Raw genomic sequence first — 19563 nt, 5'->3', positions numbered from 1 at the left:
GGCTTAGATCAGACACGGCTGCATCAAGTACTTTCGCGTCTCCGGTCGCTTCACGGAGGCGTATGCCCTCTATGCCGGTACCGGCGATCAGGATAAAGTAAGAGCGGCCAGAGACGCGATGTTCCGGGCGAACAGAACACACAACGAGTACCCGTTCGACACCGCGGCCGCACGGGCATCGCTTCAGGAGAAGATCCCCGGCATCACCGATGAGAACATAACCGACTGGATGGAGAACCATGCCCAGAAGATCGTCTCGGAGAATGAGACGCTCTACTTCTACGACCTTGCAGAGAACTACCTCTACGCAAACTTCGACGAGATGCGAAAGCAGATTGAAGGGAGCTTGGACTTTGACTTTATCGCCCGGTATGCCTGGGCGGAGAACCGGTCGGGGACCGGGCCGTACGTGAACCCGGTGCATTATGCGGGAACCGAACGACTTGAGATCCTGCACGAGATGCTCCCGGCGACGGGGACCCTGAAGATCTGGTATCCGCTCCCGGTCGAGACGGAGTCGCAGCGAAACGTCACCGTCGCCAATCTGTCGTACCCCGAATACATCGTCGCCGGCCCGTTCACCACGGGCGGCATCGGCTACGTCTACTACGAGATCCCGGTCGAAGAGATTGCGGAAGATCTGACCATCGCGGCAGATATCGAGTTCATCTCCTACGAGCAGATCTTTGACGTCGACCCGGCACTGGTCGGGGAGTACGACACGAACGATCCCGAGTACCTGCTCTACACCGCCTCCGAGCGCAACATCGAGATCACGGATGCGATCCGGGAAAAGGCGCTCGAAATCGTCGGAAACGAGACAAACCCGCACCTCCAGGCACAGATGGATCTACCGCCACATCATCGAGACCTACCCCTACAGCCACGTCCCGCACGGCTCGATCGATGCCCGGGAGCCCAAGGTCGCCGAGTCCACCTACATGTTTGAGACCGATCATGGCGACTGCGGCACCCAGAGCATGCTCTTTTCCGCGTTCTGCAGGTCGCTCGGGATCCCCGCCCGTGCCATCGGGGGCTACCAGATGCTTCAATCCGAGACTCCCGGCTCCCACTTCTGGTCGGAGTACTATCTGCCAGGCTACGGCTGGGTCCCCAACGACCTCACCATTGCCGAGGCGGCTGACTATGTCGTCATCCCCGACGAGAAGCGGTCGGCGTTCAAGGAGTATTACGCTACGAATCTCGATCCCACGCGCCTTGTGGTCCAGAAGAACGTCGATGCCCCGATGGACCCGGCCCTGCCGGAAGATGCCGTTATCTTCAGGGTTGTCCGGCAGGGCCCGGCGATCGTCTCCGATACGGCAGACTACGATATCGATCTCTTCAGCCAGGAGCGCTTCAGTATCAGTCTTGCAACCGTCGACTGATGCCGCCCCCATTCGCTTTTTTTAAAGGCTCAAGCCCCGTCCTTCAGGGCGGGGTTGTTGACAGCCCTTACCACTGCCCTCGACCCATTCACCTCATGCACAATTTCCCGGATACAACGGAAGAGAGCAGACGACGGTGGGAGATCAATGCCGATTACTGGGATGAGAGGATGGGCGATACGTCCAATTTCTTCCACTGCAACATCGTACGCCCCCATACGGAGCAGCTGCTCGATCTCCGGGAAGGCGATCTGGTGCTGGATATCGCCTGCGGGACCGGCAACTTTTCACAGCGGCTTGCGGAAAGAGGCGCCGTGGTCGTCGCATTCGACGACAGCGAAACCATGATCGCCCATGCAAAACGGCGCCGCTTTGCATACCGCGATAAGATATCGTTTCATGTCTGCGATGCCACGGACTATGCGCAGTTGCGGTCCTTAAAGCAGGAAAGACCGTTCGATAAAGCGGTTTCAAACATGGCGGTTATGGATATCGCCGATATCGAACCGCTGTTTCGGGCGGTCGGCGAGATGCTGAAACACGGCGGAACATTCGTCTTCTCGACGCATCATCCCTGCTTTACGAGGCCGCAGGATAACTACCGGACCCCCTGTGTCCATGAGGGGGAAGCAATCAAAGGGCAGCCGGTTCCGGGGTATTATTACCACAGGCCACTGCAGGATATCTTCCGGATCTGTTTTGATGCAGGGTTCGTGATCGACGGTTTCTTTGAGGAGCGGGACGATGACGAAGAGTATCCGGTCATCATGATCGTGAGGCTGAGAAAACGGTGAGCAGTCGTATTGTCTGCCCGTCCGGGCAGGCAACGGGGTGTGTCGGAACGGATGGATTGAGGGGGTGCAACCGTCCCGCCCCCTCTCACGCCTTACCAGACCTCCCGGCCCCCGGCGAAATGGGCCGTGAACACCCTGCCCGGATCGCCCGTCTCCTCCACGTTGGGTATCTTCACACCCGCGAGACTCCCGAACCCTGCGGGAACGTAGAGGGTGAAGTCCAGGGGAATCGCCCCGTTTGAGACGGCCTCGAAGTATGCACCGACGGCGCGGGGATCGGAGACCGCCTGATCGAGACTTCCGGTGTATGCACCGTTATTCCGGGTCTTATCGGCGTACCTGAACGCCGTCCCGTAAAGGGAACCGGGACCGACCCGGTCCGGGGACTCTCCGCCGTATACGATACCGGACAGCAGGTGCCGGGTCGCGAGGTCCCAGCCCGGCCACATGCCCCTACCCCACTTCATTCCCGGCACAAAGGGGTCCGCACTCACCGTTTCGGACTTCGACATCTCATAGGCATGCGTCGCGATCCACATCAGCATGTACTCGCGGGCGAAATCGTGCCCCTGCGGGTTCCAATTTTTATCGGTATACTTCAGGGAGAAGTTTGCCGTCTGGTAGAAGTTCCCTTTGAGCATACCGTAGTCCCCGGTCATCTGGAGGTCCAGCGCATGCGACAGGATGCTGAACCCCGGTGTCCAGAAACCCTTTTGCCCATTCTCGTCGTAATCGATGATACCGTCGCGGTTCTCGTCGAACCTCTCCATGAACTGCTCGAGAATCGAGGAGCCGGTCAGACGGTCGTGTGCTTCTGCATAACCGAGGAGCGTCTTCTGCATATCCCACAGCATGCAGCTCGGGTTGTAGTACATCGTCCTTGTCATGAGTTCGACGAACGCTGCACCCTCAACCCTCCCCGGATGCCCGGCGAGAGATGCGAGCGGCGCCCCGACGGTGCTGTCCCACCCGGTGACGTAGTACTGCTGCCGCCCCACTCCCCGCTCTTCGGCATAACGGTAGAGGTTGTACCTGAAGAGAGGAGAGTCGAGCCCGTCCGAGGTTACGATATTCTTCCCCTCGACCTTTGCCACCGGAACATGACGGACGAACTCCGTGGTCCAACCGTTCTCCTCTTTGAGTCGCAGCCCTTCGGCCATGGGAACGGTCTTGAAGCAGTACCGCGAGCAGAGATGGTCCAGCGCAACACAGTCGAGAGACGACCAGATGTATCCTTCGGGAATTCTGACGGCAATGCCCTCGGGGTTGTGGTTGAGGTTGATCATATTGATTGAATCGGAGACGTGCACCATGAACACCTGCTGGCCCTGCACGGCTCTGATGACGTCGGCCTGTGTCCCCGGCATCCCTGCGGTCTTCGTTGCGGCGTAGGTTCCGTTCTCGTCTTTGGCCGGAAGGTTGGTAGCCGTATCTATCTCGACGACCCAGGGCATATGCGGCAGTTTCGCCTTGAAACTCGGCGTTGCAGAGGAGGGCAACGCGTACTTCCACGAGGTCTGCCCGGGGCATGCGCCCGTGGGGCACTGCGTTGGATAAAGGCCGATACCCAGATTCTTCATCCCGTTGGTGATGAGGTCCTGGGCATGGATCTTCAATTTCGGGACGTTGACCAGGACGCAGCCGGGATAGTCTCCAAGATCGCCGGCGTCACGGGGGTCGCCGCCCACGATCACCTTGTGCAGGGTGATCTCGGAGAAGTTCGCCCCTCCGGGGACGACGACCGTCCTCCCCGGGGACGGGTCGTCGCCCAGCTTGTTCAGGTCGTAGACCATCAGCCGGTCCCCCGCTCTGCCCGGCGGGAGGTACCTGCCGGCCACGCTCTCCTCGTACCCCCTCATGGGGTCGTCGGTGTGGGAAGGGGGGTGGCGCTCCGCGAGGTAGCGGCGAACGAAGTAGAAGCCCCAGCCGCCGTAGAAGTCTCCGCTTCGCCCCTCGAAGATCGCCTCCGAGGTGATGGTCCGCCCGGCCTGCCGGCTAAAGACGCTCTCAAGAAGGAGTGAGGACGTAGAGGCTTCCCCGAGCGCCATCCGGTGGTAGTCGATCCCGAGGTTGTCGTGGAACCATCGCATCAGAGCGGCTATCACCGACCAGTCGGTGCAGACGGGAGCGCCCAGGTCTTCGCCGTGCGTCCCGGGTTCGATGACCTGCGGTCCGACCAGGTTGGGCTTGAAGAAGAGTTTCTTTCCTGATCGCACCTGCGACTGAACCTCGGCGGCAAAACCGGTCTCCCGGTCGAGACTGCCCAGGGCGTAACCGATATGCGTGTAGATGTAGTCGATCTTCTCTGCAATCTCCGTCCAGGCCGCGCTGTCGTCCTCGTTGATGACCTTCTGGAGCAGTCCGGGAATTCCGGCATAGGCCCTTGATGCGTCCATCCTGGCGCCGCAGACGGGAGAACCCTCCGAATCGATCTTCTTCCTCCCGATAGCCGAATTTACGGGGGTTCCTTTCAGGGAACGTTCGGGTGTGGTCAGGGTCCTGTCAGTCCTCATGTTCTGGATCAGGGCAGTCAAATCGTTCCAGGTAACGCCGGAATCTCCTGCGAATTCGGAGATCACGCCCCATCTGGGGTATCAGGCCCTCTTTGATATGCCTCGACAATTCGGTACCATGTGTGCGGACATATACCTTCTGTTTCTTCTCCGTTCTTCCGGCATTCACAGAGGGATGTGAAACAGCGCCCGGACCTGCGTTGTTGAGGGAAACAACTGCTGGAAAACGGGGAAAAGTGGGTGCCCTGATCCCGAACTAACCGATCTTGAGGAGGATCGAGACCAGCACGAACAGGAGGAGGCCGTTGATCACGACGATTCCCGCGATGATCAGTCCTGGAGCGAGGCCGGGCACGAGCATGGTTATACCGAAGGCGATCGAGACGATGTTCAATACCGTCTGGGTAACCAGCAGCCGCTTGAGGAGGGGAGGGAGAGCAACGGGTTTTGCCGGAGGGTGCCTGAGGTCGTGCAGCATCGGGAGAAAACGCTTCGCGAGGAGGGCCGCTCCGCCGATGAAGTTCAGGAGTCCGAGGAGGATCCGGATCACGCCGGTCAGGAGCCCCGGGACGATGCACGAGATGGTTCCCATTGCGGCAAACACGATCCCCATTGCCATCAGCAGCCAGGAGCGCCTGTACTGGCCCATCGGGGTCTCTCCCAGTGCCAGCATCTGGATGGCCATGATGACGAGCAGAAGACCCAGTTGACCGTCCGGAGAAAATGGGATGAGCCCCAGACTTACCGGGAAGAGCAGCAGCCCGAGGAGGACCAGGAGAACACCGACCAGGATGACGATTGAAACCGAGAGGGGGAGGGATGCCTCCTTAAACAGCCCGGGGCCGCCGGTTGCATGAGGGCTGTCTGGGGTCATTCTAATCCCACCGGCGTTTTCGTCTCGGCCGGAGGATACAGCCGGATCGTTTTCTGAATACACCACGAGAGGTAGAAGATACTGATGCCGTAGATGATGAGGAGGACCGCCGTCTCGCGGTCGGTCGTGATGCCGGGGAGGAGCGTGACGAGGCCGAGGATTATCGACATCACGTACACGAGGAGACAGGCAAACGTCAGCTGCTGCAGTATCCCGGGAACCTTCATCCAGATTCTGGCTTTCTTTGCGGAGAAGAACAACTGCAGGAGGAGAGCGATCCCGCCGGCAAAGAGCATGACCCCGACGAGGATACGAGCCGGTTCGGCCAGCAGGCCGGGAACGAAACAGGCAAGCATCCCGATGACCGCCATGCAGATCCCGATCGCGATGACCGGCCACGAACGGCGGAGATCGCCGAACGGGGTCTTTCCCATCGTGACGATCTGAAACGAGACGAGCACGAGAAAGAGTCCGTAGGTGCTGTCCGGGGAGTACGGCAGAGTTCCCATATGAATCCAGAAGAGGAGCAGGCCGAAGAGGAGCATGAAGACCCCGAAGACGAGCAGGATGACGACTTCGAGGGAGAGGTCGGCCTCCCTTCCCGGTTTTGAAGGGGTTCTCTCGTTCTGTTGGCTGTCAAATACCAAATTCATGCCCTCCGGGATATCCGGCAATAGATACCTAAATAAAGTCGTTCAGGTAAATATTTTGTTTAGACTCCAGGACCTATTTATAGTTATGTTTTAGGCTTCCGTCACGGCAGCCGGCTCTTCCCATCGCTCAATTTGGATCAACTCTCCGCAATGTTCCGTACCTGTTTTTCCGGATATCCGTTGATCTCATCGACGCGATTGCCGCGCCGGGAGGTTTTTTGAAAACCCGAGATCCTGGTAGCACAATTGCAAAAAATATAAATTCATTAGGGTGATACGGAGCAGATAGGAGGTATCTATGTTCCGACTGAAGGATGATTTCACATACTTGATGCCGGTCCACTTCGGGGGCGGCAAATTCGACCCGGAGGCCCTAGTCACACAGAGAGCCACGGCTCTGGCCATCAGTTACGAGACCGAGAGAGACCTTCTTGAAAACTATATTCCGGAAGGATTCGAACTCCTGGCCCCCGAAGTGCAGGTTGCCTTCAACAAGTTCACCGAGATCAACTGGATGCACGGCGGCCAGTACAACCTGATCAACGTGGCGGCACCGGTCCGTTTCCACGGAAAGAAGGATGAACTCGACGGTGCATACACACTGGTGGTCTGGGAGAACAGGACCGCACCCATCCTCGGAGGACGGGAGCAGACCGGCATCCCGAAGATCTATGCGGATATCGAAGACCTGCACATCGTAAGGCCCCACTATGCCACGACCGTCAGCTATGAGGGAAACACCTTCCTCACCATGGATTTCGTTGCCGCTGGGCCGATAACCGGGCGGGATCTGGATGCGCTGAAGTCGCAGTTCGCGTCCGTGAGCACCCTCGGGTGGAGATATATCCCGAAAGTCGGTGCACCGGGTGCGGAGTTAAGTCAGTTCGTCCTCTATCCTCAGGGTATTGAGGTGGAGACAGTTCAGGCTGGAACGGGCAGCCTCAAATGGATTGAGCAGACCCCGATGCAGAACCCGGCCCAGTACCACATCATCAACAGTCTCGCTTCTCTTCCCGTGAAAAAGATAACTCAGGCGGCGTTGATTGAAGGAAGCGCCGTCCTTCATGCTATGGGTGCCAGAGTCATCGAATGAACAGGAGATCAATATGGTTGATTCAGAGTATTATACGGACAAAGTCTGCATTGTAACCGGTGCAAACTCCGGGATCGGGTATGCCGTGAGCGAAGAACTCTTAAAGCGGGGAGCAATCGTCTACATGGCGGGACGGAGTCGTGAGAAGGTTGCAAAAGCCGCCGGCCAGCTCTCCGCATACGGGGACCGGGTACGTCCGCTCATCATGGACGTGACGAAACTGGAGCAGGTGCAGAAGGGGATCGAAGGCGCGGCGGCAGAGGCCGGCAGGCTGGATATTCTCTTCAACAACGCAGGCGTCGGGGGCACCATACCGTTTGAGCAGGCCACCCTCGACGACTGGAAGACGATCATTGAGACGAACATCTGGAGCGTCATCTATGGGGTCCATACCGCCGTACCGATCATGCTCAACCAGGGGTTCGGCCATATCGTGAACACCAGTTCGATAGCGGGCATCGTTCCGCCTCCGTTCCAGGCGCTCTACTCCCTCACGAAGTACGGCGTCACCGGCCTTACCGAGTGCCTGAAGTACGAGTACGCGGAGAAAGGGCTCCACTTCTCGACCATTTGCCCGGCGAACATCGCGACGGCGATCTTCAACAAGAGTATCGACGGACAGGCTCACGGCGATCTGAGAATCCCCGACGATGCGTATCCCGTCGATAAAGCGGCGGCGCTCATCCTGGACCGGGTCGCGGAGCATAAAGGGATCATCGTCGTGCCCGAAGACCCGTATACCGAGCTCTGGAAGAAGTACATTCTCGGAGATCGGGAAGCGGAAGAACAGTTGCTGCAGATGGCTCACGATCGCAGGGCAGCGTTCGAGACGAGCGGAACATACTTCTGACCTCCTGCAATATCTCCGATTTTTACCGTAACCGCGTCTTCTCCGCCGACCCTGGGGCAGGGTGCCCTGCCGTCTGTCTACGGCTGCAGGTTGGTGTAGAGGGTGACGATACCCTTGAGCGTCGTGTAGCCTTTCCCGGTGATGACGTAGTCCCCCCGTTCGTGCCGCTGCAGGATCAGCCCGGCGTCCTGGAGTTTCTTGAGGTGAAAGAGCAGGTTCCCTCCTCTCAGATCAGTCAGGGCCGAAAGAGCCGAGAACGACTGTGCCCCGGCGGCGAGCGCCTGTACGATCCGGAAACGATGCCGATTTGCAAGCGGTTCCAGGATGCCCTGAACTACGGCCTCTTCCGAGAGGTCCGCGATGGACATAGAAGCCTCCCGACTGCTCCGGTAGATCCCGAGGGAACGCATCAACTCTATCTGTTTCTCAAAGAGGCGGTTCGTCTCGGTAAAACAGGTGGAGCAGGTGTCGAACTTTCCTCCCTTGCGCATCGCTGCGAGCCGGTCCCGGTAGGACTGGATGACCGCTTCGCTCACCTCTCCGTCCCTGATATGCTCTGCAGAGGCCTTGAGAAACTCGTAGAACGCGGCATAACACCGTTCACGCATCGGGCATTTCCGGATCATCCGCTCCTGGAGCCTCTGGTCGGCGTCGGAGAGATGCTGCTCGATGAAGACCCCTGCATACTCCTTGCGGAGCCCATCGAGGACCGAATCGACCTGCTGCTTGTTTGCCTGCTCGATGAAACGCCGGAGTTCGCTCCTGAGACCTGCAATCTCGGATTGAACCTCTTTGATATCCTGGTTGTAGTCTTCTGCTCCGTCGGTCATTGGATCGCCTCAGCCAGTTATGGAAGTGTAGCACAGGGATGTTGTATAGTTTAATGACGGATATCTATATTATTCTAACTATCCAACGAGAAGATCGGCGAGACTCATACCCGGACGGTGTTCCACCGGAGAGCCTGTACCGGAACAGGCAACCGACGCCGGACGACCGCCCGGTATGTCGCCGAAGTATTGGAGTGAAAACAATGAGCGTTAAAGAAGAGATCCGTACCCAGATCATAGGGGCCCTTGCCGGCGCGAAGTTCCCAATCAAGACGCCCGAGGCCCTCCTTGCCGCGTTCCCGATGGGAGCGGCAACTAAATGCAAGGCTGGCGACGTGGAGATGACCGCCGGTGAAGCGGGAGCCCTCTTAAAGCCGGACGACTTCCCCTTCACAAGCGCGGGGCAGGTGGCCGATACCATCCTCTCCCGGGCGGGGCTGTAACTCCCTCTGCTCCGTGGCTGCCGTCCCGGATCGGACGATGCCGGGAATTGGGGTCATCGCGGATACGGGCCGTCACCGACCCACGGCCCGAACCGCCTACCCCTTCCGTCTTCGTCCCACCGAGTCCATGACCGGTCCGGGCTTTCCGTCCACCGTCGTCTCCGACCGGATGCGGACGGTGTCGGGGGACTCCCACGCGACCGTGATCGTCTCTTTCGCCTCTTGTCCCCCCTCGCGGCCCTGCCAGTGCAGTTCCAGAGTGTCGGCATCCTTCCACCCGCCGGCGTGGTCGTGCACGGTCCCGTCGGAGCCCGATCCGATCATGTGGATCGTCTCCTCTTCAGGTTCATAACGCCAGAGATCCGTCTCCGTGTAAGGCTTTCCATCGAGCGTGAATCGAAGGTCGCTCCGGATGCCCTCACCGCCGGCAGCCTCCCGAACCGCGGCCGTGCCCCGGCCCTTCATGACGCTGCCGTCGGGCATGGAGAGGTTCACCTCGATATCCCACTCCCCCACGAATCGATCCCTGAGCCGGCCCATCTCCGTCAGTTGCTGCATGCCGTAATCCCTCCAGCAGGCCCTGATGGGCACCGCGATCCCAAGTATGTTTCCGATCGCCTCCCCGGCGCGGACTCCTGCCGCACGGGCCTCCTCCCCCGCACAAAAACCGGCCCGTTGTACAACCAATATAGTCCATGACGGTCTATACTCCTCCATAGAGCCGCGACGGGTGCCGCAGGAGAGGATCATGAGGTCTGTGGAAATAAACGGCAACATCTTTTACAACGGCGATTGCATCGTCGGGGCAAGGGAGCATATCCCGAACGATACGGTCGACCTGATCATCACCGACCCCCCCTACGGCATCAACGGCGACCGGCTGCACCGGCACTACAACCGGGACGAGGGTTTCGTCGTCGGGGGGTATGTCGAGGTCCCGGCGGTCGAATACGGGGAGATCCTCTGGAACTGGATACAGGAAGCCGAACGCATCCTCAGGCCGGGGGGCTCGATCTACATCGTCTCGGGCTACACAAATCTCTATCAGGTCCTCCATGCCCTGCGCGAGACCGGGCTCCGGGAGGTCAACCACATCATCTGGAAGTACAACTTCGGGATCTACACCAGCCGGAAATACGTCTCCTCCCACTACCACATCCTCTTCTACGAGAAACCCGGCGGCGAACGGACGTTCAACCTGGAGTCGCGGTACGGGACCGGGGAGAAGTCCCCACGGAACGGGTCGCTGAACTACCGGGACCGTGAAGACGTCTGGACCATCAATCGCGAGTACAAACCCGGAAAGGCAAAGAACAAGAACGAGTTGCCTATGGAGTTGCTCGTCAAGATGCTGCAGTACAGCAGCAACGAGGGGGACCTCATCTGCGACCTGTTCCTTGGCGGTTTCTCGACGGCGAGGGCGGCCATCGGCCTGAACCGCCGGGCAACGGGGTTTGAGATCTCCCGGCCGGTCTTCGACCTGAAGGTAAAGGAACTCTGGGACGTCGAACGCGGTTGCCTGCTCTCATCGCTCCGGGCTCCCCGGACCGGCGTGCCGGGGAACCGGGGCAAACCCTGGACTGCCGACGATGCAGCGGCGCTGACGGACCGGTTCACCCGGCTGATCGAGTCCGGGATGACAAAACGGGGCGCCGTGGAGGTGCTGGAGGAAGAACTTGGTCGGGGCCGGTGGGGCATCGAGAGGATGCTTAAAAAAAGGGAGTCGGGAAGGCCGGGCGGCGGGGGTGAAGGGCCGCCCCGCTCACAGGTTGTGCGCCGGGACGAACCGGGGGCCGGCATAGGGCACGACGGCGGGCCGCGGGAGGTCGACCCCGAGCGCCTCACGGAGGACCTCCTCGACGGTCTCCACCGGGACGAAGGCGAGGTCGCGCCGGGCATCTTCGGGCACGTCCTGGAGGTCCTGCTCGTTCTCCTGCGGCAGGATGACTTTCCTGATACCCGCCCGGTGTGCGGCGAGGACCTTCTCCTTGATCCCGCCCACCGGAAGGACGGCGCCGGAGAGCGTCACCTCCCCGGTCATGGCGGTCGTCGGGTCAACCGCTCTCCCGGTGATGAGGGAGGCGAGGGCCGTAAAGATGGTCACGCCCGCCGAGGGGCCGTCCTTTGGGGTTGCCCCCGCCGGCACGTGGATGTGGATGTCGCTTCCGGCGAAGTCGAACCCTGCTGCACCGGCCGCAAACCGCGACCGGACAAGGCTGAGCGAGATCTGTGCGGACTCTTTCATCACGTCGCCGAGCTGGCCCGTCAGCGTGAGCCTCCCTTTGCCGGGCATGAACGTACCCTCGATGAAGAGGATGTCCCCGCCGACCGGCGTCCATGCGAGCCCGGTGACGACGCCGGGCGGGTTCTCCTTCCGGGCAACGTCCTGCCGGACCGTCTCCCTCCCGAGGATCGCAGGGAGCAGATCCGCCGTCACCACGAACGGGAGATCGGCGGTCCCCGATACGATCTTCTCCGAGACGAACCGTGCGGTCCGGGCGAGTTGCTTCTTGAGCGCCCGGACTCCGGCCTCGCGGGTGTAGTTCTCGATGATCGCCGTCAGGGCTTCGTCCTCAAACCTGAGTTGATCCGCGGTGAGGCCGTGCTCTTCGAGGGTGTTCGGGACAAGGTGGTCCTTTGCGATGGCGAACTTCTCGTTCTTCGTGTAGCCCGAGATCTCGATGAGTTCCATCCGGTCGAGGAGCGGCGCCGGGATGGTTGCGAGGGAGTTCGCCGTCGCTATGAAGAGCACGTCGGAGAGGTCGTAGGGGACTTCCAGGTAGTGGTCCGAGAACGTGCTGTTCTGTTCGGGGTCGAGGACCTCGAGGAGGGCGCTTGCCGGGTCCCCCGAGTTCGAGTAGGCGAGCTTGTCGATCTCGTCGAGGATGAAGACGGGGTTCTTCGTCCCGGCCCGCTTCATGCCCTGGATGATCCGCCCGGGAAGCGACCCGACGTAGGTCCGCCGGTGCCCCCGGATCTCCGCCTCGTCCTTGATCCCGCCGAGGCTGATCCGGACGTACTTCCGGCCGAGGGCGTCGGCGATGCTCTTTCCGAGGCTCGTCTTCCCGGTGCCGGGCGGGCCTGCAAGGAGGAGGATCGAGCCCTGTTTCTCCTCTTTGAGTTTCATGACCGCCAGGTGCTGGATGATCCTCTCCTTGACTTTCTCAAGACCGTTGTGGTTGCTGTCGAGCACGCGCCGGGCCTCCTCAATATCGATCGCCTTCTTCTCCTCGACCGTCCAGGGCAGGTCGAGCAGGAGGTCAAGGTAATTCCGGATCCCCTGGCTCTCGTGGTGCTGGCTGCCGCCCGTTTCAAGTTTCTTCAGTTCGACGAGCGCTTTCTTCCGCACCTCTTCGGGCATCGTCGAGCGCTCGATCCGCTCCCGGTATCCGTCGTTGCCGGAAGCGCCGTCGTCTCCGTTGAGTTCTTCCTGGATAACCCTGAGCTGCTCCCGGAGCATCGCTTCCCGATTCGCCCTGTTGACCTTCTCGGACGTCTTTCTGGCCACATCGATCCGGACCTCGATGCCTTCCTTCACCCGGGCCAGGAGGTCGAGGAACTTCGTGTAGCGTCCCCGGACAGAGGCCGTTTCGAGGAGTTCCTGCTTATCGGCAAGGTCCACCGGGAGGAACGGCATGACGAACCCCATGATCTGGTCGATGGAGTCCATCTTCTCGATGGGCCGGGTGAATTGTTCGGAGCCCTGGAAGTGGTCGCTGATCTCGCGGAGAACCGCACGGCTGTCCGCGAGGAGTCTGGTCTGTGTCTCCTCGTCGAGGTCCGGTATATCCAGAACAGGCTCGCAGACGGCGGAGAAGAGCCCGTCCGCCGCAGAGAGGCGAACGGCCTTTACCCTCATGACGGCCTCTCCAAAGATCAGGTAGCCGTCATCCGCAGGCTGCACGTGCGCTATCTCAAGCAGGCTCCCCGTCGGGTAGAGCGTCTCGGGCGAGACCGCTTTTGGGTCCGTGCCGCTCCGGATGGAGAGCCCGACCGCGTATACGGGTTCGGTTCCGTTCGCCGCGGTGAGCAGCGCCTTTCCGGTGGCCGCGTCGACCTTGAACTTTGTCCGGCTCTTTGGATAGACCACGGCCTCAAAGAGCGGTATGACCATGGTCTCTCTGGCAGTGATATCTGGTAGTGGCGAGTGCATGGTTCTCTCAATCATTTAGTTTTTATTATCCTAACTATCCCGGGCCAAAAATTATCTGACCTTTCCAAGGATCTCAATCAGGCGGTCGACATCATCATCGTCGAGCGATTGTATCATCCTCTCGATCATCCGGTTCAAAGTGTTCTGTTCGGCTTTTGCTATCATCCGCCCCTTTCGGGTCAGACGGATGTACGCGATTCTCCCGTCGGCTGAAGACCGTTCCCTGTACACGCACTCCATCCGCACGAATTTATTGATCATCTCCGTGACGGTGGGCTTTGAGGTCCCGGTGATCTCGGCAAGTCTGCTGAACGTTACGTCTGTGTGCTCGTCGATTGCTCTCAAGTAGGCGACCTGCTTCACCGTTATATCCACAAGACCGCATTCTGTAAAGATCTGACTGGAACACTCTTTTTTGATGGCGATCAGGCAGTTAAACACTTCGAACAGGTGCTCTCTTCTCGCCGCCATAACCGACACTTATTGTTAGTTTTGTTATACCTAATTAAAAATGTTGCGGTCCGGTGCCTGCTTGAAGAAAGATCGGTCTTATTCCTGTGAACGCCACCTGAACCGGGCCAGCGTCTTCGGGCCCCAGAGATACGTCACAACCACGGCAATCGCTGCCGTGATCGCACCCGAGACGACCGGGTCGTAATGCGAGCCGTAGTTCGGGAACGAGAACTCGCTGACGTTCGTCATGGTGTGGAAGAGGGTCGCCGCAAAGACGCTTCTCCCGGAATTGTTGTAGATCCAGACGATGATGATTCGCAGCGCGAGCGTGAAGAGAGCCTGCCCCGCCGCCCAGACTGGAGTGTTGAGCAGGAGCCACGGGAGGAGATGCCATGCCGCCCAGACCGACCCGAGGACCAGGGCGGTCGCAAGAGCGCTCCACCGCTCCTGCAGGGGATCGGCGGCGTACCCCATCCAGCCTGCCTCTTCACCTGCGGCAGCGATGAAGAAGAGGGGAACGAAGACCGGGATTATGAGATACAGTACGTACGGATCGGCAGGGAGCGGCCGGTCCAGAAAGAGCATGACGCCGTAGGAGAGGAACATGACCCCCGGCATCAGGAGGATGATGGTGAGGAGGTAGATCGTTCTGATCTTCCGGAAGTCGCCGACTCTCGCGAGCAGCCGTGTGACACCGCCGGGCCCCTCCTCCCGCCGGACCAGAATCGAGGCCGCAATAAACGGGCAGACGAACATGAGCGAACTTGCGGGGAGGTTGAACGGCCCCGGAAGGGGTGTTCGGGCAAACAGCAGGAACGGGACGGAGAGGACAAAAGTCAGGAGAAAGAACGCCGGGGGCGATCTTGTAACGGATGGACCGCCGTTCATGCCCGCCCGACCTCCGGCACGGGGGCGTAGCGGCCCGAGGCTGCCGTCGTCGTCCTGCCCTCAGTCATGACCCTCTCTCCCTGCACTTTCGCGGGGTTGCTGCAGCGAAGCCACGTTATTGTGCAGAAACTCCGCGATCCCCTGCTTAACTGTTCCGTACTGCCCGAGGAGCATATGGCCGCCGCCGGGCAGGGTCTGGAGGCGAGCACCCGGGATTCTCTCCGCCAGGGCACGGGCATTCTCGTGGAGAGCCAGCGGATCGTCCACGGCGCTGACCACCAGCGTGGGCACCCTGATCCTGCCGAACGGATATTCGTTGCCCTTATCGGCGTTGAGCAGTCCGGGGGTCGAGACATAGATCTCAAAGAATTTCCGTCGACCCGGGCGCTGACGGGGAGGAGGCTCGCGAACAGCGACCTGACTTCGGCCTTTTCCCCCGGGGTGAGTCTTTTTCCCCCGGGAACACCGGCCCATGCCCCCTGCACGACCTGCCGAAAACAGGTAATCGTTGCCCAGTAGATGAAGTCGTTCCGGAAGAAGACGGTGAATATAGGCTTCGGCATGACCGGGCCCTTTCCCGGTGCGACGGGCTCGACAAGGATGAGAGACGAGACACGCTCCGGGTGGCGCAGGGCAAACTGGATCGACGAGACGGACCCTGCCGAGTAGCCGACGACGGCTGCCTGCTTGATGGCGAGAGAGTCCAGCAGAGAGGCAAAGGCATCCGCCTGGATGGCTACGCTTGCCTCCGGCGGCATGGGCGAGCCGAGGTAGCCGAACCTTGAGACCGCGATGACCTGGAACTCCGGGCCGATGGACCGGTCGGCGAGCATCAACCCCTGGTCGAACCCGCCCGCATTGCCGTGGACGACCAGCACCGGGTACCCGGACCCTGCCCGGGCATATTCGATCGGTCCGCAGTCCGTCCGGACCACCCGGCTCCCCAGGCTCTCGATACGCTCCCGGACGGCACGCATAACGCTACGGTAGCGTAGCGTGATCGCCGCTCCCGCAATGGCGATACCGGACAGGATGAGAACGATCAGGAAGTCAGCCATAAGAATACACCCTCCTCCGGTCACGTCGGATACCGCCCAGTCGTGGCCGTAAGGCATACCGGCCACCACGAGGTACGGGCAACGGATATATCGGTTTTAAGCATGAGTTTTTCGGTGTATCCCGATCCCGCCCGCCTATCCCTTCACAGAAGCCTCACGGCGGTCTCAGCCTGATACCGGTCTCCGGCCCCGCCTTTTTACCGCCCGCATCGCTCTCCTCCTGAATCGTAAGTACCGGGGGACGAATCACATCATGGTACTCTGGCAACCGCACTCCATGGAAGCAAAGGGTTATCGCCTCAGGGAATAATTGCGTTCTCTGGAGAAGAGCCTGAAGAGAATGATCTCATCAGAAGAGCCCCGCAATGGAAAAATAATGGATTACATAATCCTGCTCGCTTTGATAGTCTTGATTACGGCGGGTTACCATTATTTTTTCTGTGGAGATACGATATTCTGCGCCGATATATCCCGCGATGCCGACGTTCAGGTCGACCTCGTAAAAGACACACAATACCAGGTATGGGTTCTCGATGCGCTTGGGCCGGAAAGTGTAGAGGTAACAATCAGAAACGGTTCGCAGACCATTTTCAAAGATACATTTCAACTCATGCATCCGGAAGGGGAGTATATTCCCTATCACCCCGGCTTTTCGGTGGAAGCAACGGGAAGGTACAATATTACCGTCCGTCCGTTGGATCCGGGGACTATCCGGATAAAAGTCCAGAAGGATGTCGGTATTAGCCCCTCTCGCATATCGCGCGATATTTCACGGGGTATCTACTCCGTGAGATCGTTGTGCAATACGGGAGAATAGAAGGTACCGTCAACTACCCCCGACTTCAGTCGGGGGCATGCTCCTATAGATGGGAGCACGCTCTTTACAGGCTTCGCGATTCCACCTCTCATATGTATTTCTTTATAATTACGGCAGAGATCCGGCATCTGGCGTGATTCCTTCCAGGAAAGATTCCGGATCTTCCGTTCAAGCATGCAGAAGAGGCGTTACCTCCGGACGGCTCCGGCGGGTGCTGTTCTACTCCCATAATGTCGCCGGAAGCTTCCCCTGGACCGCGGCAGGCCTGAGTTCCGGCCTCACGCCCGATGTGCCCGGTCCGGGGAGAACGGCCCGTACGGGAGTCGCGGTGCTCCCTTCTCCGGGAGTATGCACCCGGGACGAGAGGCCGCAGGGAAGTACCGGACAACAAGAATCCTTCGGGTATCACTGCTCCACGAGAACGACCGGCTTAATCAGGTCTCTGGGCTTCTCTTTCATCAGGAGAAGGGCCTCCTCCAGTTTATCGAAACCCTTGAAGACGTGCGTCGCCATGAGTGCGGGGTCCATGCGCCCGTGCATCACCACCTCGGCCAGCCTCTCCATTCTCACCCGCCCGCCGGGGCAGAGTCCGGTCGCGATATCTTTGCTCGCCATACCAAAACCCCACCCGGCACGGGGAATGGGTAGGATATCCTGTTCCCCGACCCCCTTTCCGAAGTAGTTGATGTTCGAGATCACGGACCCGGCTTTCGCCATCTTCACCGCGTCCATGAGAATATCAGGACTGCCGCCGGCGACGATCACGGCGTCAACGCCCGCTCCGCCGGTCCGATCAAGGATCTGGTCTGCGGTATCCCCATCCTTATAACTGATGATATCCGTAGCCCCGTATTCCTTCGCTACGGTAACGGCGGCAGGCCGGGTGCCGACGGCAAATATCCTTCCGGCCCCCCGTAGTTTTGCACCGGCGATAGCGGAGAGGCCGACCGGTCCGATTCCTATGACCGCCACGGTAGCCCCGATCTCGATTCGCGCGTTTTCGGCGCCCATGAAACCGGTGCTGAGCATATCCGGAAGCATAACCCCTGCTTCCGGGGACATGCCCTTCGGCAGATGCGCGAGGTTGTTATCCGCCAGGTTCACGTGGAAAAATTCAGCGAACACCCCGTCCTTGAAATTTGAAAACTTCCAGCCCCCGAGAGGCCCGCCGGTCTGCGAAGGGAACCCGCGCTGGGCGGCTTCCGAGTCCCAGTCCGGAGTAATGGCCGGTACAATGACCCGGTCGCCGGGTTTGAAATCTCTGACTTCGTTTCCCACTTCGTCCACAATCCCGAGCGCTTCGTGCCCCAGGATGAGATTATGCCGGTCTCCGATTGCTCCTTCCCAGACGGTGTGGATATCGGAGGTACAGGGCGCCAGCGCCAGTGGTTTAACGATAGCGTCCCTTGGACCGCAGGCGGGTCTGTCTTTCTCGATCCATCCGATCTCTCCGATCCGCAACATTGCCAGGCCTTTCATGCTCCTATCACTCTCGATCCGGGGCTTATCACCGTGCTACTATAAAAAAGGGTCCGGTGGTGAACCCGGACCTCCGCCGTTCTCCGTCTTCATCAGTGGGATGACAGAGGCGCCCCATGCGGCTGGTTTCTGGAGGACGCACCGGGGCCCGGCCGATGAGACGGTATCGTATCGGATAGCAACGAACGGGGCTCAATTTCAGAAACAGGAGTTCACAGGGTCGAAAATGAAAAACCGAAAGCGCCCCGGCCGGGATTTGAACCCGGGTCAAAAGCTCCGCAGGCTTCTAGGATATCCACTACCCTACCGGGACACAGGAAGGAGTGCCTTTCCCTACTATCTGGGTTGTTCTGGTTAAAAAGGATTGCTCACCGGGAAGGACGAAACACTGTAAAGAAGGGGAGCAGGAGGCGGCAGGTACCGGGATTTACAGCGATAGAGGCCGGGTTCCTGAAGGGGCGGCACCTGGGACCTAAACCCCTCCTGCGCGCACCAGGATATGCACCGTCACCTCATTTCCGGAGAACTGGATCAGGTAGTCTCCAGACCGACCGATATAGACCTCTTTATGGGTATCGGTACTGAAAAGTTTCCCGAATCCGTTCTCGGCCACAATCTCGCCGGACTCCCGGTCCCTGACCGTCACGGTAAACCACGAATCTTCGCTTGGATAACGCTGCTTGAAGACGCCTTCCTTTTTGCTGCCGTAGTCGCTTGTACCGTATTTCTCCCGCTCGACCATCTTCGGCTCCACCGTAAAGTCAATGAGGAGCGGAGGCGCGGTCAGGTCAAAAGAGAAGGCATCCGTCGAATGAGTGAGATTGAACGGTGTCGTCTGGTTGTAGAGGGTCACATAAGGGTCCGACGTCGGCGTGACCGCCGGTGACTTGCTGAGCGTGGGGCTGGCCATACCGCCTGTTGCGGTGGGGTAAGGGGTTGCCGGGACCAGATACCCCGGATTGTTCTCCGGTGTCTCCTCTGTCTCCGGCGAAAGGGAGCCGGACCCGCCGAAGTCTCCGCCGGACGGCAATTCCTCACACCCGGCGGATGCGAGGACCAGGACTATCACCGCAGATATAATGAACGATTTATACACGCTGTTCATCGTAGTGGGGTTATGCAAGGGGATATTTATGCTTTTATTCTCAAATCGTTGAAGAAATATTTTATCCTTAGAATATGTGTGTGTTGCATTTTATAGCCCAAAGCGGGACAGTTAGGTAATATATCTATTCGGCATTTGAAACGGCCGTCCGTAAAAAGAGAGTAACGTTCCT

The 19563-nt window shown here is 59.4% G+C and carries 18 protein-coding genes, 1 tRNA gene and 2 pseudogenes; 8 read left to right on the top strand and 13 right to left on the bottom strand.

What is annotated here, in order from left to right; genetic code table 11:
* Positions 1-118: 118 nt before the first annotated feature.
* The 3 genes from BP737_RS07665 to BP737_RS07655 all read left to right on the top strand — a co-directional run bounded on the left by BP737_RS07665 (position 119) and on the right by BP737_RS07655 (position 2182).
* Positions 119-949 (top strand): hypothetical protein, encoded by an 831-nt coding sequence (locus BP737_RS07665; protein WP_342686086.1) that lies wholly within the window; start codon positions 119-121, stop codon positions 947-949.
* On the top strand, positions 849-1388 hold the full coding sequence (locus tag BP737_RS07660; RefSeq protein WP_292406653.1) for a transglutaminase-like domain-containing protein: 540 nt from the start codon (positions 849-851) through the stop codon (positions 1386-1388). The genes BP737_RS07665 and BP737_RS07660 overlap by 101 nt, the downstream gene beginning before the upstream one ends.
* A gap of 95 nt (positions 1389-1483) precedes the next feature.
* Complete coding sequence (locus tag BP737_RS07655; protein ID WP_342686085.1) at positions 1484-2182, top strand: class I SAM-dependent methyltransferase; 699 nt, start codon at positions 1484-1486, stop codon at positions 2180-2182.
* A 92-nt stretch (positions 2183-2274) separates the two neighbouring features.
* Here the strand turns inward: BP737_RS07655 and BP737_RS07650 are convergent, their stop codons facing one another.
* The 3 genes from BP737_RS07650 to BP737_RS07640 form a co-directional block, all read right to left on the bottom strand.
* Positions 2275-4761 carry a DUF362 domain-containing protein gene (locus tag BP737_RS07650; RefSeq protein WP_342686084.1) on the bottom strand — a complete coding sequence of 829 codons (2487 nt, stop codon included), beginning with the start codon at positions 4759-4761 and terminating at the stop codon, positions 2275-2277.
* Between the two features lie 190 nt (positions 4762-4951).
* Positions 4952-5569: a hypothetical protein gene (locus tag BP737_RS07645; protein ID WP_292406630.1), complete on the bottom strand. Its 618-nt coding sequence runs from the start codon at positions 5567-5569 to the stop codon at positions 4952-4954.
* Positions 5566-6216: a hypothetical protein gene (locus BP737_RS07640; protein WP_342686083.1), complete on the bottom strand. Its 651-nt coding sequence runs from the start codon at positions 6214-6216 to the stop codon at positions 5566-5568. The genes BP737_RS07645 and BP737_RS07640 overlap by 4 nt, the downstream gene beginning before the upstream one ends.
* 304 nt (positions 6217-6520) lie before the next feature.
* Here BP737_RS07640 and BP737_RS07635 point away from each other — a divergent pair, with 304 nt between their 5' ends.
* Together BP737_RS07635 and BP737_RS07630 are read left to right on the top strand one after the other, a co-directional pair.
* Positions 6521-7315: an acetoacetate decarboxylase family protein gene (locus BP737_RS07635; protein WP_292406624.1), complete on the top strand. Its 795-nt coding sequence runs from the start codon at positions 6521-6523 to the stop codon at positions 7313-7315.
* A 13-nt stretch (positions 7316-7328) separates the two neighbouring features.
* Entirely contained in the window at positions 7329-8165 is an 837-nt protein-coding gene (locus BP737_RS07630) for an SDR family oxidoreductase (protein WP_342686082.1), read from the top strand.
* A 77-nt stretch (positions 8166-8242) separates the two neighbouring features.
* On the opposite strand, the gene BP737_RS07625 is transcribed toward BP737_RS07630, so the two are convergent.
* The gene (locus BP737_RS07625) at positions 8243-8995 is read right to left on the bottom strand and encodes a winged helix-turn-helix domain-containing protein (protein WP_292406619.1); all 753 of its coding nucleotides are present in this window, start codon (positions 8993-8995) and stop codon (positions 8243-8245) included.
* A 203-nt stretch (positions 8996-9198) separates the two neighbouring features.
* Here BP737_RS07625 and BP737_RS07620 point away from each other — a divergent pair, with 203 nt between their 5' ends.
* Entirely contained in the window at positions 9199-9438 is a 240-nt protein-coding gene (locus BP737_RS07620) for an MTH865 family protein (protein WP_342686081.1), read from the top strand.
* A gap of 96 nt (positions 9439-9534) precedes the next feature.
* On the opposite strand, the gene BP737_RS07615 is transcribed toward BP737_RS07620, so the two are convergent.
* Positions 9535-10125: a DUF1579 family protein gene (locus tag BP737_RS07615; protein ID WP_342686080.1), complete on the bottom strand. Its 591-nt coding sequence runs from the start codon at positions 10123-10125 to the stop codon at positions 9535-9537.
* Here BP737_RS07615 and BP737_RS07610 point away from each other — a divergent pair.
* Positions 10022-10846: pseudogene (locus BP737_RS07610) on the top strand (DNA-methyltransferase); the annotation flags it as partial. The gene BP737_RS07615 and the pseudogene BP737_RS07610 overlap by 104 nt on opposite strands.
* A gap of 354 nt (positions 10847-11200) precedes the next feature.
* Here the strand turns inward: BP737_RS07610 and lon are convergent.
* The 5 genes and pseudogenes from lon to BP737_RS14780 all read right to left on the bottom strand — a co-directional run.
* Positions 11201-13606, bottom strand: coding sequence for an endopeptidase La (gene lon / locus BP737_RS07605; protein WP_342686079.1), 2406 nt, complete (start codon positions 13604-13606; stop codon positions 11201-11203).
* Positions 13607-13642: 36 nt separating this feature from the next.
* A complete protein-coding gene (locus BP737_RS07600; RefSeq protein ID WP_292406608.1) occupies positions 13643-14062 on the bottom strand; it encodes a MarR family winged helix-turn-helix transcriptional regulator in 420 nt (139 codons plus the stop codon).
* A gap of 78 nt (positions 14063-14140) precedes the next feature.
* Complete coding sequence (locus BP737_RS07595; protein ID WP_292406606.1) at positions 14141-14932, bottom strand: CPBP family intramembrane glutamic endopeptidase; 792 nt, start codon at positions 14930-14932, stop codon at positions 14141-14143.
* Positions 14933-14992: 60 nt separating this feature from the next.
* Positions 14993-15406, bottom strand: coding sequence for an alpha/beta fold hydrolase (locus BP737_RS14785; RefSeq protein ID WP_394339215.1), 414 nt, complete (start codon positions 15404-15406; stop codon positions 14993-14995).
* A pseudogene (locus BP737_RS14780) lies at positions 15328-15909 on the bottom strand (alpha/beta fold hydrolase); the annotation flags it as partial. The gene BP737_RS14785 and the pseudogene BP737_RS14780, both read right to left, overlap by 79 nt.
* 421 nt (positions 15910-16330) lie before the next feature.
* Between BP737_RS14780 and BP737_RS07585 the strand changes: the two are divergent.
* On the top strand, positions 16331-16807 hold the full coding sequence (locus tag BP737_RS07585; protein WP_292406600.1) for a hypothetical protein: 477 nt from the start codon (positions 16331-16333) through the stop codon (positions 16805-16807).
* 405 nt (positions 16808-17212) lie between these two features.
* Here BP737_RS07585 and BP737_RS07580 read toward each other — a convergent pair whose 3' ends face one another.
* From BP737_RS07580 to BP737_RS07570, 3 genes are all read right to left on the bottom strand, one after another.
* A complete protein-coding gene (locus BP737_RS07580) occupies positions 17213-18286 on the bottom strand; it encodes an NAD(P)-dependent alcohol dehydrogenase (protein ID WP_342686077.1) in 1074 nt (357 codons plus the stop codon).
* A gap of 241 nt (positions 18287-18527) precedes the next feature.
* Positions 18528-18599: transfer RNA gene (locus BP737_RS07575), tRNA-Arg, on the bottom strand.
* A 159-nt stretch (positions 18600-18758) separates the two neighbouring features.
* Positions 18759-19391 carry a hypothetical protein gene (locus tag BP737_RS07570; RefSeq protein WP_292406595.1) on the bottom strand — a complete coding sequence of 211 codons (633 nt, stop codon included), beginning with the start codon at positions 19389-19391 and terminating at the stop codon, positions 18759-18761.
* Positions 19392-19563 lie beyond the last annotated feature (172 nt).

The organism is Methanoculleus sp. UBA291 (genome assembly GCF_002499755.1).
GTDB classification, from domain to species: Archaea; Halobacteriota; Methanomicrobia; order Methanomicrobiales; family Methanoculleaceae; genus Methanoculleus; species Methanoculleus palmolei.
The sequence above is the reverse complement of the archived record's forward strand: the minus strand, read 5'-3'. Positions and strand labels throughout refer to the sequence as shown.